This window comes from Rhizobium sp. BK456 (assembly GCF_014194045.1).
GTDB lineage: Bacteria > Pseudomonadota > Alphaproteobacteria > Rhizobiales > Rhizobiaceae > Rhizobium > Rhizobium redzepovicii.
In genome coordinates this window covers 334,972-348,580 of the sequence record NZ_JACIAO010000006.1, presented here as the reverse complement: position 1 = coordinate 348,580, position 13,609 = coordinate 334,972, and the positions used below count along the sequence as shown (strand labels likewise).

The following is a 13,609-nucleotide window of genomic DNA, read 5'->3' as shown; positions in this document are numbered from 1 at the left end:
GTTAACGGAATTAACAAAAGAGCCGACACCTCCCACAATCTTTGTCTTGCCGTGGCACGACTATGAGCATCACTGGCGGGTGATAAGTTGGCGAGAACGTTAACCCCCACCTACCCTCTTTCCTGTGCTCGTCACAGGAATCCAGTGCGCCCAGGTCCTTGGGCGCGGAAAACTTCCTTAATTTGTATGGGAGTCATTCACGGCGCCGACGCGCCGCGGCTGGATTCCTGTGACATCCCTGGGGCGAAGCCTGAGGCCACAGGAATGAGGGCAGATGGGTTTATACTTGCGCTAGATCTCTGCCGTAGAGCGTAGCGCCGAACGACGCTGCCCGAGCAAGCACGCCGACCAGCCCTCATGTATCTCCAAAGAATCAGGCGGCAGTCCGCACGTTCGAGATCATGCCGATCAGCTCGTTGACGATTCGCTCGATCTGGGCGCGGTCGTCGCCCTCGGCCATGACGCGGATCAGCGGCTCGGTGCCCGAGGGGCGGATGACGAGGCGGCCGTTTTTGGCGAGCTCGGCTTCGGCATCGGCGATCGCCTTCTGCACCTGGATATCCTCCAGCGGCTTGCCGCCGCTGATACGGACGTTGCGCAGGAGCTGCGGCACCGGCTCGAAGCGGCGGCAGACCTCGCTGACGGTCCGGCCGGTCCGCTTGACCGCGGCCAGGATCTGCAGCGCTGCGACCAGACCGTCGCCAGTCGTGCCGTAGTCCGAGAGCACGATGTGGCCCGACTGCTCGCCGCCGACATTGTAATTGTGCTGGCGCATATGCTCGACGACGTAACGGTCGCCGACCCGCGTGCGGGCAAGCGCCATCCCGCGCTCGTCGAGGAAGCGCTCGAGGCCGAGATTGGACATCACAGTGGCGACGATGCCATTGCCGCGCAGCTGCTGGCTCTCGGCCCAGCTCTCGGCGATGACGGCCATCAACTGGTCGCCGTCGACGATCGAGCCGTTTTCATCGACGATGATGACGCGGTCGGCATCGCCATCGAGCGCGATGCCGATATCGGCGCGCACTTCGTCGACCTTCTTCTGCAGCGCAACCGGGCTCGTGGAGCCGCAATTCAAATTGATGTTGGTGCCGTTCGGCTCGTTGCCGATGGTGACGACTTCGGCACCGAGCTCCCAGAGCACGGCAGGCGCCACTTTGTAGGCGGCACCATTGGCGCAGTCGATCGCGATCCTCAGACCCTGCAGCGTCACGTCGCGCGGCAGCGTGCGCTTGGCATGTTCGATATAGCGGTCATGCACGCCATCGACGCGTTTGGCGCGGCCGATATCGTCGGATTTGGCAAGCTGGGCGTTCAGGTCCTTTTCGAGCAGATCCTCGATCACGGCTTCGAGGTCGTCGGAAAGCTTGTAACCATCAGGGCCGAAGAGCTTGATGCCGTTATCCTCGTAAGGATTGTGCGACGCCGAGATCATCACGCCGATATCGCAGCGCAGCGAGCGCGTCAGCATGGCGACGGCAGGCGTCGGAATCGGCCCGAGAATGAAGGCGTCGAGGCCGGCGGCCGTAAAGCCAGCGACCATGGCGTTCTCAAGCATATAACCGGAAAGGCGCGTATCCTTGCCGATGACGACGCGGTGGCGGTGGTTGCCGCGGCGGAAGATCGTGCCTGCGGCAATGCCGACCCGCATGGCGAGATCCGGCGTCATCGGGAAGACGTTGGATTGGCCGCGAATACCGTCCGTACCGAAATAGCGTCTCTTCATCTGCACTCCTGCGCTTTCCGCGCGCCATTCAAGGCAGCGCACCGTTCCAAGCGAATCCGGCTTCCATGGAATGTCGTCAATCCAGGAGCGTGATTCACGCTTGCCTCAATTCAGCGGAATGCCACAAAATGCGGCGATCGGCACGTAAATTAGCAAGAAAAATGATTATATCCCGTTACCAATAGAAAAGGCCGGATCTCCCCGCTGGGGAAATCCGGCCTTGTTCACAATCGTGCAAGCCGCTCAATGCGGCTGCGGTTCAAGGCCGGCTTCGGGCTCATCACCCTTGGCGGCAGGCCGTGCGCCGGCTTTTGGAACCGCCGAGCCGCGGCTTGGCGGTGAATCATCGCCGAGATCGCGCGACGGCTTCTCGCCGCGAATCAGCGCCTTGATCTCTTCACCGGTCAGCGTCTCGTATTCGAGCAGACCTTCGGCAAGAGCGACGAATTCGTCGTGCTTGTCCGTCAGGATCGTGCGGGCCTGCGTATAGGCTTCGTCGATCAGGCGGCGCACTTCATTGTCGATCTTCTGCGCGGTTGCTTCCGAAACATTCTTCGACTGCGAAACCGAGTGGCCGAGGAAGACCTCCTGCTGGTTCTCGCCATAGGCGACTTGACCGAGCTGGTCGGAGAAGCCCCATTGCGTGACCATGGCGCGGGCAAGCTTGGTGGCCTGCTCGATGTCGGAAGAGGCACCCGAGGTGATGTTCTCCTTACCGAAGGTAAGTTCTTCGGCGACACGGCCGCCCATCATGATGCAGAGGCGCGACACCATCCACTTGTAGCTCATCGAGTAGCGGTCGCCCTCGGGAAGCTGCATGACCATGCCGAGCGCACGGCCGCGCGGAATGATCGTCGCCTTGTGCAAAGGATCGGCGACGGCGACATTGAGCGCGGTGATGGCGTGGCCGGCCTCATGGTAAGCAGTGAGCTTCTTTTCCGCCTCGGTCATGGCCGAGGATCGGCGCTCGGCGCCCATCATGATCTTGTCCTTGGCGTCTTCGAATTCCTGCATGGTGACGACGCGCTTGTTGCGGCGGGCCGCCATCAGGGCGGCTTCGTTGACGAGGTTCATCAGATCGGCGCCGGAGAAACCGGGCGTGCCGCGGGCGAGAACCTTGAGATCGACATTCGGCGCCAGCGGAACGTTGCGGGCATGCACCTTAAGGATGCGCTCGCGGCCGACGATATCCGGGTTCGGAACCACGACCTGACGGTCGAAACGGCCCGGACGCAGAAGCGCCGGGTCGAGCACGTCGGGGCGGTTGGTGGCGGCAATCAGGATCACGCCTTCATTCGCCTCGAATCCATCCATCTCGACCAACAGCTGGTTCAGCGTCTGCTCGCGTTCGTCGTTGCCGCCGCCGAGACCGGCGCCGCGATGGCGGCCGACGGCATCGATTTCGTCGATGAAGATGATGCAGGGCGCATTCTTCTTCGCCTGCTCGAACATATCGCGCACACGGCTAGCGCCGACGCCGACAAACATTTCGACGAAGTCGGAACCGGAAATGGTAAAGAAGGGCACGTTGGCTTCGCCGGCGACCGAGCGGGCGAGCAGCGTCTTACCGGTGCCCGGAGGGCCGACGAGCAGCACGCCGCGCGGGATCTTGCCACCGAGACGCTGGAACTTCTGCGGATCCCGCAGGAATTCGACGATTTCTTCGAGATCCTGCTTGGCCTCGTCGACACCGGCGACGTCTTCGAAGGTGACACGGCCATGTGCTTCTGTCAGCAGCTTGGCCTTCGACTTGCCGAAGCCCATCGCGCCACGCGAGCCGCCCTGCATCTGCCGCATGAAGAACAGCCATACGCCGAGGATGAGCAGCATCGGCAGCAGCGTTCCGAGGTAGCTCAGAAAGCCGGAGGAACCATCGGTCTCCGGACGCGCAGTGACAGCAACGTTTTTGGCCTGCAGGCGATCGAGCAAGCTGTCGTCGATAACGGGCGAATAGGTCTGGAAATTATTGTTATTCTCCAGATATGTTCCGCTCAGCCGGTTGCCGGTGACCACGACGTCCTTCACGCGGCCCGCATCGACCTCACGCAGGAACTGCGAATAAGGGATTTCGCGGGAGCCCGTCTGCGCCGGCGCCGTCTGGAACATACTGAATAGGGCGATCAGCAGAAGCGCTATGATCGCCCACAAGGCGAAATTACGTAAGTTAGGGTTCATTGAACTCCCCAGCACTGGAACAGCCGCCTCATGGCGACCGTCTTATTCGTTTCTAACATAGGGTTGCGCCGTGCGATTGCCAAGGCGACACCCCAGGTCAGATGGTTTTTCCGTCAATACTTCTTAAAGGCGGCCTCGCATAGGGCGCCGTCGCGAAAACCGCCGAAAGCCTGTTGGCAAAGATGAAATCAAATCGTGTCAAAAAGCGGTCGAAGGGTGCGAAATAGGGCGTGAGGTGGATCGCTTCGGCGGTTTCCGCAGATAGAGGGACCTCTTGCGCCGATATGGCCGGCGCCGAGGCGATTGCACGCTTCCACGCGGCCTTGGGAAGGTGCCCGATATGATACTCCCTTATTCCTGTGCTTGTCACAGGAATCCAGCCACCGCGCGTCCGCGCGGTGATTGACCCCATAAAGTGCAAACTGTCTTTCGCGCCCAAGGACTTGTTCGCACTGGTTTCCTGTGACAAGCACAGGAATGAGGGGGAGTGTGTAGCGGTGGTTTCTATTATAATCGGAGCCGCCGACCCATTGCGCGCCACAAACCTCCCATCCCACACGCCCGCCTCCCCGGGCTGCAAGACCAGCGGCAAGATCCCGCGGCTTTCGCGCGTGAGGTAAAGCCCGTCCCGTCTGAGATCGAAGACCACCCGGCCGACCGTCATCCGCCCCGGCTCCCCGCCGGCGGCAAATGAGAGAAGGCGCTCAATCTGCGCCCTCCCCGGCGCAAACGGTTGCCCACCGAAAATGGCCGTGAGACGACCGAGCACATAGTCGAGAACGGCGCGATCCTGCCGCAATCCGTCAGGCACCACCTGCCCGAGCAGGCCGCCGTGAAGCTTGAAATGGTGATCCAGCCATTCGGCTCCCTTGGCCGAAACAGCCAGTCGCTCGTCCCAGACGGCACTGACATTCGCCTCGGCACCGGCATCGGCCAAAAGCTGCCGGCGCACCCGCACACGCTCGTGCTTCACATCTTCATTGCTCGGATCGTCGATCCACTTCACGCCCCGCTCGTTGAGGAAAGCGCGGATGTCCGCCCGGCTGGAAAAGAGAAGCGGCCGCAAGATCCAGAAACGCCGATCGAAGAGCACCGCGTCGGCAATGCCTGATGAAACCTGCTCCGTTCGCACGCCGCGCATGGCAAGTGTTTCGCGCTGGTCGTCGAATGTGTGTCCGGTGACGATGAGATCGGCGCCAAACGCTTCCGCCGCTTCGGCGAGCAAGCCGTAACGCGCCTCGCGGGCCGCGGCCATGATGCCGGTTTTCGGCTTGTCGCCCTGCCAGGTCATGCTGGTGTGGGCAATGCCTAGCGACGCGCAGAGGGCTGCGACTTCTCGCGCCTCGTCTGCGGAGCCGGCGCGCAACGCATGGTCGACGGTCGCAGCGCATAGGGAAATTTTGAAATGGGGCGCGGCCTTCACGGCTTCATCGAGAAGGAGAAGCAGGCCGGTGGAATCGCTGCCGCCTGATATGGCGACGAGAATACGTGCGGGGCTTTGAAGCGACGTGAGAAACTGGAGGATCGCCTCTCGCGGCGATCGGGCTTCCGGAGACATGCCGGAAGACCTTAACAGGCGAGGCGCTTCTGTTCGCTCGCAACCTTGCTTATGACGGCACGCGAAGCCTTCGGATAACGCTTCGAGACTTCGCGCAACGTCGCGCAGGCCGTCTCGGTATTGTCGAGGGCGGCCAGCGACATGCCGAGTTTCAATAGCATCTCGGGCGCCTTTTCGGATGTGCCGTATTTCTGGTGCGCATTGAGGAATGTCTTGGCAGCCTCATTGTACTTGCCCTGCGAATAGAGCGCTTCGCCGAGCCAAAAATTAGCGTCCGCCGCCCGCGCGCTGCTCGGGTAGCGGGTAATGTATTGGGTGAATTCCTGTTCGGCGGTGCTGTAATCGCCGGACAAGACATGTCCATAGGCCGCCTTGTACTGGTCCGCCTCACCGCCGAGCGAGGCAGTCTGCTGCGGCGCTCCGGGATTGGCATCGGGTATCGGGCCGGAGCCCACGCCCGCATTTGCATCAACGGTTCCGCCGACCGGATTGCCGTTCTGATCGAAATCGATCGAGCCGAGCTCCTTCGGCGGCTGGCCGAGGCCAGTATTGCTGGGCACGTTGGTGGAGGGAGCCGTCTCGGCTCCCTGCGGTGCTTGGATCACCCTGGCAACGTCATCGCTGCCGGACGCTGCCGGAGCGGTATCGGTCTCGCTCTTTTTGACAGGAGCTTTGGCACCGCCGCCGCTGGCACCCGTCTTTTCCAACTGTTGGAAGCGGAATTCATTGTCTTCCTGCTGCTTGCGGATCGTTTCCTGCATCTGCAGCAGCTGGAAGCTCATCTCCTCGATCCGGCCATTCAGCTGCCGAAGCTGCTCTTCGAGCTGCTGCACGCGCATCTCGGCATCGCCGCTCTGCACCTTGACAACAGGCGGCGCCGCTTGGTTTTCCGCGGACCGGCCGCCGAGATGCAGCCCAAAGAACGAGGCGGAATAGGCCGCCCGTTCGCTTCCGGTCACAGCCGCGAGGCACAGCATGCCTGCCACGACAAGTTTCTTCATATGTATCGTCCTGTCCCAGTGATTCTTCGCACCTCGATGGCACGAACAGGAGATTTTTCCAATTGCTGTCAAAAAGCAACGGAGTCTGGCCAAAGTGTGGTCAAAAAGAAAGGCGGTCCCCGAGAGGACCGCCTTCCGAAAGTGACCGAAATCGGCAGATTACATGCCGGCGCCGCCGAGAACCGTGACCGCGCGGCGGTTCTGCGACCAGCAGGAAATATCGTCGCAGACGGCAACCGGACGTTCCTTGCCGTAGGAAATCGTCTTCAGGCGCTGCGCCGGAACGCCGCGCGAAGCGAGATAATCCTTGGCGGCAGCCGCACGGCGGGCGCCGAGCGCGAGGTTGTATTCACGCGTGCCGCGTTCGTCGGCATGGCCTTCGACGGTGATCTGATAATTCGGGTAGCGGGCGAGCCACTGGGCCTGGCGGTCGAGCGTCTGCGAAGCATCGGCGCGGATCGACGAGGAGTCGGTGTCGAAGAAGATGCGATCGCCGACATTGACCGTGAAGTCCTGGGCAGAGCCCGGCGTTGCGGCACCGGCGCCGAGGCCGATATCGCCAGCGTTATTCGGCATGCCGCCGTTCTTCTTGGCGCAGCTCGCAAGAGCGAGACCGGCGACAAGCGCGATCATGACGGGGTTGCGGGCGAAATTCTGCATGCGGCTCATTGCCGGGGTATGAATTCGGCTCATGGCCGGTCTCCTTGCGGGTTCATCAGGGTTTCCGGACAGTAACCGCACTCGGTTAACCGCCCTTCAAAGATTATGGTTAACAATTTATTGATTTGTCCCGTAGTCGCCGGGTTTCCATGATTCTGAGGCGACATGAAGGCATTCCCGCGCCTGCTACTCCAGAAGCGGCGACCAAGCCGGGTCGGAACCGTAGCTCGGCGTTTTGACGAGTTGTTCATTATAGCCGGTCAGATCGATCGAATAGAGCTGCGGCCCGCCAGCGCCTGCCGCCTGGCGGAAGAACATCAGCACGCGGCCGTTCGGCGCCCAGGTCGGGCCCTCGTTGTGGAAGCCGGTCGTCAGGATGCGTTCGCCAGAACCATCCGGTTTCATCACGCCGATCGAGAACTTGCCGCCGGCCTGCTTGGTGAAGGCGATGAGATCACCGCGCGGCGACCAGACTGGCGTCGAATAGGAGCCGTCGCCGAAGGAGATACGGGTCTGGCCCGAACCGTCGGCGTTCATCACGTAAATCTGCGGCTTGCCGCCCCGGTCGCTCTCGAAGCTGACGCGGGCACCGTCGGGCGAATAGGAAGGCGAAGTGTCGATCGCAGCCGTCGAGGTCAGGCGCGTCGTCGTGCGCGAGCGCAGATCCATCGTATAGATGTTGGAGTTGCCTTCCTGCTGCAGGCTCATGATCACCTTCTGACCATCGGGCGAAAAGCGCGGCGAGAAGGTCATGCCGGGAAAATTGCCGACGACTTCACGTTGCCCGGTTTCGAGCTGCAGCAGATAGACCCGCGGCTGCTGGTTGGCAAAGGACATATAGGTGACTTCCTGCCGGCTCGGCGAGAAGCGCGGCGTCAGCACGAGATCGCTGCCATCCGTCAGCATACGCACGTTGAAGCCATCCTGATCCATGATCGCCAGCTGGCGCTTGCGCTGCTGCTTGGTGCCGGATTCGGAGACGAAGACGACGCGGGTGTCGAAATAACCCTCTTCGCCGGTGATCTGCTTGTAGATCGCATCGGCGATGATGTGAGCCACCCGGCGCCAGTTCTCCGGCTGCGTATAGAATTGCTGACCGGTCATCTGCTGCCCGGCGAAAGGGTCCCAGAGCCGGAATTCGGCGCGAAGACGGCCATCCGCTTCCTTGGTAACCCGGCCGGTAACCAGTGCCTGCGCATTGATGACCTTCCAGTCTTCGAAGCGCGGCGCGGCATCAGGATTGGAAATCTTTTCGATGAAGGCGGTTTTGTTGATCGGTGCGAAGAGACCGGACCGCTGCAGGTCTGCGGCGATGACTTGCGAGACCTGCGCGCCCAAATCACCCTGGAAGTCGGTCACCGCAATCGGCATCGGCTGGACATTGCCTTTTCGGATGTCGAGGGTAACCAGCGCGTTGGCCGGCGTTGCAAAGACGGCAGTGGTTATCAGACCGACTGCAACCAAAATGGCGCGAAAAAAGGAACACTTTGTCATACCAAACAGCCTTTCAGCATCTATGGAGTCGGATCGCCGGATTCAAAGTGCAGGACGACTTCGTTCCAGGATTCGTATTTTTCTTTCGGGAGCATCGGGAATGGCAATGAGCGCTTCACCGCCCGGAGAGCCGGAGCCGACAGGCTTTTTCGAGCAGCTTCGTTGCCGCCCGAGGCTATTGCCTCGGGTGAACCAACGATCGCCCCATTCTTGTCGAGCCGCAGATGGACGGTGATCACAACTCTGCCGCCCCTCGCCTGCCCGGGAGGAACATTGAAGGAGGAAGCAATTGCGTGCTGTAAATCCAAGGCTGACTTCTTGGAGGTCGCCGCGTCCACCGACTGTGCCAACGCCTCAGGCGCACAAGCCAGAATCGCTCCAAGCATGATAGCGGCTGCAAAAGGCTTGTTGCCATGGGACAGATCCGTCAGCATCTAGATTCCCATAGAACTCGGATCGAAATTCAGGTCGAACTCATTCCAAGCCTCATACTTGTCCTTCGGAAGCATCGAGAAGGGGGCGGACTTCATGACAGCTCTATAGGCCCCGCCTTCCAACGCACGGCGTGTGGCATCGCTGCTACTGCCGCCCGATGACTCGACTTCTGGCTGACCAATAATATTGCCATCCTTGTCGAGTTTCATATGCACTTTGATGACCATGCCGGAAAGGCCTTCCATCCCAGGCGTGACAAGCCAATTGCCCTCGATCAAGCCGCGCACCGCATCTTCTTCGCTCTGGCTGAGTTTGGAACCACCATTGCTCTTCTTCGCACCAAGCGACGCTTCCTGCGTCGAGCGCTTGGCGCCACCGGCGGAAGGATCGGTCTTGTTCAGCAAGATCGAAATCTCGTCGGCATTGAAGTCGCTCTTCATCGACGAGGCGGATTTCGCCGTTTCCTGCTTCTTGTCCGCCTTCTTCTTGTCGGTCGGCATGTCGGCGGTCTTCGGCTGGTCGGGGGTCTTTTCCGGCGGCTTTTCGGCGGGCTTCTGCGGTTCCGGCGGCTTCACCTGCGGCTTGGCGACGGGGGTCGGCACATTGTCCGGCAGTGCCTCGGCCTCCGGCTTCGGCGGTTCCTCAGGCTTGGCCTGCTCTTCCGGCGGCTTTTCCTCCGGCTTCGGCGGCGTCACTTCGACGGGCTTCGGCGGCGGAATCGAAGCGACCTCCTTCGGCTGCTCGACTTCCGTTTCCTCCTTGACGATGTCCTTGACGTCGTTCGGCTTCGGATCGGTCTTCGGCATCGGCTTTTCGCTCGAATTCGCCGCGGCGGCCTCGCTGTTGCTCGGCTTGGCGTTCGGCACCGGCGGCGTCTTCAGGTCGACATTGTTGTCGCCGGCATTCTCGGCCGGCTGTGCGATCGGCGGACGTGTCGTCGGTACCGGCGCAGACGTCTCCTTCTTCGGAGCCTTCTTGTCGCCCTGCTGCATCTGGGTAATGGATTCCACCGGCACGAGATCGACCGGCATCGCCTCGAAATCCTCCACCTTGAAGGATTCCGGGGCGCTAAGCGACACCATCGCCCAGGTAAGCACCAGGCAGTGCAGAACAGCAGATGTGACGACGCTGGTCTTCATCTTGAACGCTATTGGTCCTTCTTCTGCTGCGTCACGAGGCCGATATTCTTGAAGCCTGCGCCCTGAATACGGGCCATGACGTCGGCGATGACGCCATAAGGCGCCGTCGCGTCGCCGCGCACGAAGATCCGTTCGTTATAGCCGGTGGTGGCGATCGCCTCGAGCTTGGCGGCAATCTCGGCGGCCGGGATCGGCGTTTCCTGCAGGAACACTTCGCCGTCGTTCTTGACGGAGATGGTGATCGGCTGCGTCTCGGAATTCAGCGCCTTGGCCTGCGTTTCCGGCAGGTCGATCGGCACGCCGACGGTCATCATCGGTGCCGCGACCATAAAGATGATCAAAAGCACCAACATGACGTCGACGAGCGGCGTCACGTTGATTTCGGAAATCACGGCCCTGTTCCGACCGCCGCGACGGCGGCGTCCGCCGCCCCCGCCGCCATTGCCTCCAACAGCCATACCCATGTCAGTATACTCCGCTGGTTACTGAGCTGCAGCGCGCGGCTGCAGCTTCTCGTCGATCTGGCGCGAAAGTATGGCGGAGAATTCATCCGCGAAACCTTCCATGCGGCCCGAGAGCTTGCCGGCATCGGCAGAGAACTTGTTGTAGGCGATAACCGCCGGAATAGCGGCAACGAGGCCGATGGCGGTTGCAAGCAGCGCTTCGGCGATACCGGGCGCAACGACCGCAAGATTGGTCGACTTCGAACCAGCGATCGCCTGGAACGAGGTCATGATGCCGACGACCGTGCCGAAGAGGCCGATGAACGGACCGGCCGAACCGATCGTCGCCAGCGATCCGAGGCGAGCGCCGAGAAATTCCGATTCGCGTGAAAGCGTCACGTCCATCGCCCGGTCGATACGCATCTGCAGGCCGATCGGCGAACGGGCGCCGCGCTCGAAGGATTTCTTCCACTCGCGCATCGCGGCCACGAAAATCGCCGCCAGCCCCGTATTGTTGCGTTCCGACAGCGAGCGATAGAGTTCTTCCAGCGACTGGCCCGACCAGAACACCTGCTCGAACTTGTCGAACTGGCGCCGTGCGCGGCCATAGGCCAGGTATTTGTCGATGACGATCGCCCAGGTCCACACCGAAGCGGCGATAAGCCCGAGCATGACGAGCTTGACGACGATACCGGCCTGCATGAAAAGCGACCAGAGGCTGACGTCCGTCGTTGCTGCTGCCAATCCTACTTGTTCCATTGATCCAAAATCCCCGAATCCAAACGCCCGGTGCTGGACCGGGCGGCACAAAGTGATCTCGCAAGAAGTGTCCGGCGGCCGCCGCCCAAAGCCCTGGTCAAACTTCCAAGCTCTTCTTCCGCCTTCTTGCCGTCAAATTTGGTCAAAGGAAGGCGTGCACCGCACAAACTCCGACTTTCCCAGTAAGACACTATTATGGTTAATAGATCGTTAGTGCCTGACTGTGACAGTAAGCCTGTGTTTGGAAGATTTCGTTCCATGGTTTACTTGACCGGAGTAAGATCCGGCTGCCGAAAGAGCGCTCATCCTGCAGCGCGGTAATTCCTTCACATAAAGCTCAAGTTTTGACAAGCCTGAATTCCGCGCGATTCGCGCCTATAGCGGCGTGCTGCCTTCCAGGAATTTCGCCGCCAGCGTTTCCGGCAGCCGCCGCGGCCGCCCCTTGGCGTTGATGACGGCGATGATCACCTTGGCTGATATCAGCAGCGTTTCGCCCGAGCGGATCTGCTGATTGAGCACCATCTTGGCACCGCCGGCTTTTTCCGTGTGGGTCAGGATGGTCAGCACGTCGTCCATGCGCGCCGGGCTCTTGAAGTCGATCTCCATGCGGTGGACGACGAAGACGAGGCCCTCCTCGTCGGCGCTGACGAGTTCGCGCTGCTCCACGCCGAGGCAACGCAGATAATCGGTGCGGCCGCGCTCGAGGAAATGCAGGTAGCGGGCGTGGTAGACCAGACCGGAGAAGTCGGTATCTTCATAATAGACCCGTTGCACGAGGCGGTGTCCGGCCTCGGTCAGCTCCCCCGAAATGGAAAATGGGCGCTCCGTCATAATTTTCTCCAAACTGCGGTGCCCTCTTTGGCGCAACGCTTCCCGACAGGCAAGCACTGAATGACCGGTAGGCAGGCATTGAATGCCCCGCCGGTAGGCATTGAATGATTGTCATAATTCCTAACTATTCCCGATATTGAGCGACAGATCAGGAGACGATGTGATGAAGATTGCGGTTATGGGCGGAGACGGTTTCATTGGCTGGCCAACGTCGCTGCACCTCTCCGATGCCGGGCATGACGTTCATATCCTCGACAATCTCTCACGCCGCTGGATCGACACGGAACTTGGCGTTCAGTCGCTGACACCGATGGATTCGATCCAGGAGCGCACCCGCATCTGGCATGCCGAAACCGGGCGCCGCATCCACTTCAACCTGATCGATCTCGCCAAGGACTATGAACTACTGAAGAACTGGCTTTCCGAACACCGCCCGGATGCTGTCATCCATTTCGCCGAGCAGCGGGCCGCGCCCTATTCCATGAAAAGCGACCGCCACAAGAATTACACTGTTAATAACAACGTCAGCGCCACCCACAACCTCTTAAATGCGCTGACCGAGCTCAATCTCGACGCCCATCTCATCCACCTCGGCACCATGGGCGTCTACGGCTATTCGACGGTGGGCGCAGCGATCCCCGAAGGCTACCTGCCGGTCGGCATCGAAACCGCGGCCGGCGAGACGGTCAGCCAGGAGATCCTCTATCCCTCCAATCCCGGCTCGATCTACCACATGACCAAGTGCCTGGATCAGCTTCTCTTCCAGTTCTACGCCAAGAATGACGGGTTGAGGATCACCGACTTGCACCAGGGCATCGTCTGGGGCACGCATACCGAGCAGACGCGCCGCCATGCGCAGTTGATCAACCGCTTCGATTACGACGGCGATTACGGCACGGTGCTGAACCGCTTCCTTATCCAGGCGGCGATCGGCTATCCCTTGACGGTACATGGCACCGGCGGCCAGACCCGCGCCTTCATCCATATCCAGGATTCGGTTCGCTGCATCGAACTGGCGCTGAAAAACCCGCCCGCCCGCGGCGCCCGTGTCGAAATCTTCAACCAGATGACGGAAACCCACCGGGTGCGCGACCTTGCCCAGATGATCGCGGGGATAAGCGGCGCCGACATCGCCTGGCTGCCCAACCCGCGCAAGGAAGCCGCCGAGAACGAGCTGATCGTTCAGAACGAGAAATTCCGCATTCTCGGCCTCGAACCGATCACGCTGGAAGGAGGCCTTCTCGGCGAGATCGTCGACGTGGCGAAGAAATTCGCCTATCGCGTCGACCGCTCGCGCGTGCCGGCCGTCTCCGCCTGGACCAAGGACATCGCCGCGACGATCAACCACGATCCGGAAGGCAAGCGACTGAAGTCAGTGTCATGAGTGA

The 13,609-nt window shown here is 60.9% G+C and carries 12 protein-coding genes; 1 reads left to right on the top strand and 11 read right to left on the bottom strand.

What is annotated here, in order from left to right; genetic code table 11:
* Positions 1-373: 373 nt before the first annotated feature.
* The 11 genes from glmM to ybgC all read right to left on the bottom strand — a co-directional run bounded on the left by glmM (position 374) and on the right by ybgC (position 12,221).
* Positions 374-1,726, bottom strand: coding sequence for a phosphoglucosamine mutase (glmM, locus tag FHX03_RS19445; RefSeq protein WP_183855019.1), 1,353 nt, complete (start codon positions 1,724-1,726; stop codon positions 374-376).
* Positions 1,727-1,969: 243 nt separating this feature from the next.
* Positions 1,970-3,901: an ATP-dependent zinc metalloprotease FtsH gene (gene ftsH / locus FHX03_RS19440; protein WP_003590353.1), complete on the bottom strand. Its 1,932-nt coding sequence runs from the start codon at positions 3,899-3,901 to the stop codon at positions 1,970-1,972.
* A gap of 97 nt (positions 3,902-3,998) precedes the next feature.
* Positions 3,999-5,459, bottom strand: a complete 1,461-nt coding sequence (gene tilS, locus FHX03_RS19435) for a tRNA lysidine(34) synthetase TilS (RefSeq protein WP_183855018.1) — start codon at positions 5,457-5,459, stop codon at positions 3,999-4,001.
* 11 nt (positions 5,460-5,470) lie between these two features.
* Complete coding sequence (ybgF, locus tag FHX03_RS19430) at positions 5,471-6,460, bottom strand: tol-pal system protein YbgF (RefSeq protein WP_097629249.1); 990 nt, start codon at positions 6,458-6,460, stop codon at positions 5,471-5,473.
* A gap of 159 nt (positions 6,461-6,619) precedes the next feature.
* Positions 6,620-7,153, bottom strand: a complete 534-nt coding sequence (gene pal / locus FHX03_RS19425; protein ID WP_097629248.1) for a peptidoglycan-associated lipoprotein Pal — start codon at positions 7,151-7,153, stop codon at positions 6,620-6,622.
* Between the two features lie 153 nt (positions 7,154-7,306).
* Complete coding sequence (gene tolB / locus FHX03_RS19420; RefSeq protein ID WP_097629247.1) at positions 7,307-8,614, bottom strand: Tol-Pal system beta propeller repeat protein TolB; 1,308 nt, start codon at positions 8,612-8,614, stop codon at positions 7,307-7,309.
* Between the two features lie 20 nt (positions 8,615-8,634).
* Positions 8,635-9,048, bottom strand: a complete 414-nt coding sequence (locus tag FHX03_RS19415; RefSeq protein WP_183855016.1) for a TonB C-terminal domain-containing protein — start codon at positions 9,046-9,048, stop codon at positions 8,635-8,637.
* On the bottom strand, positions 9,049-10,188 hold the full coding sequence (locus FHX03_RS19410; RefSeq protein ID WP_097629245.1) for a hypothetical protein: 1,140 nt from the start codon (positions 10,186-10,188) through the stop codon (positions 9,049-9,051).
* A gap of 8 nt (positions 10,189-10,196) precedes the next feature.
* Positions 10,197-10,652, bottom strand: coding sequence for a protein TolR (gene tolR / locus FHX03_RS19405; protein ID WP_003542730.1), 456 nt, complete (start codon positions 10,650-10,652; stop codon positions 10,197-10,199).
* An 18-nt stretch (positions 10,653-10,670) separates the two neighbouring features.
* The gene (tolQ, locus tag FHX03_RS19400) at positions 10,671-11,390 is read right to left on the bottom strand and encodes a protein TolQ (RefSeq protein ID WP_003582115.1); all 720 of its coding nucleotides are present in this window, start codon (positions 11,388-11,390) and stop codon (positions 10,671-10,673) included.
* Between the two features lie 375 nt (positions 11,391-11,765).
* Positions 11,766-12,221, bottom strand: a complete 456-nt coding sequence (gene ybgC, locus FHX03_RS19395) for a tol-pal system-associated acyl-CoA thioesterase (protein ID WP_097629244.1) — start codon at positions 12,219-12,221, stop codon at positions 11,766-11,768.
* A gap of 163 nt (positions 12,222-12,384) precedes the next feature.
* Between ybgC and FHX03_RS19390 the strand changes: the two genes are divergently transcribed.
* Positions 12,385-13,605: an NAD-dependent epimerase/dehydratase family protein gene (locus FHX03_RS19390; protein ID WP_183855015.1), complete on the top strand. Its 1,221-nt coding sequence runs from the start codon at positions 12,385-12,387 to the stop codon at positions 13,603-13,605.
* Positions 13,606-13,609 lie beyond the last annotated feature (4 nt).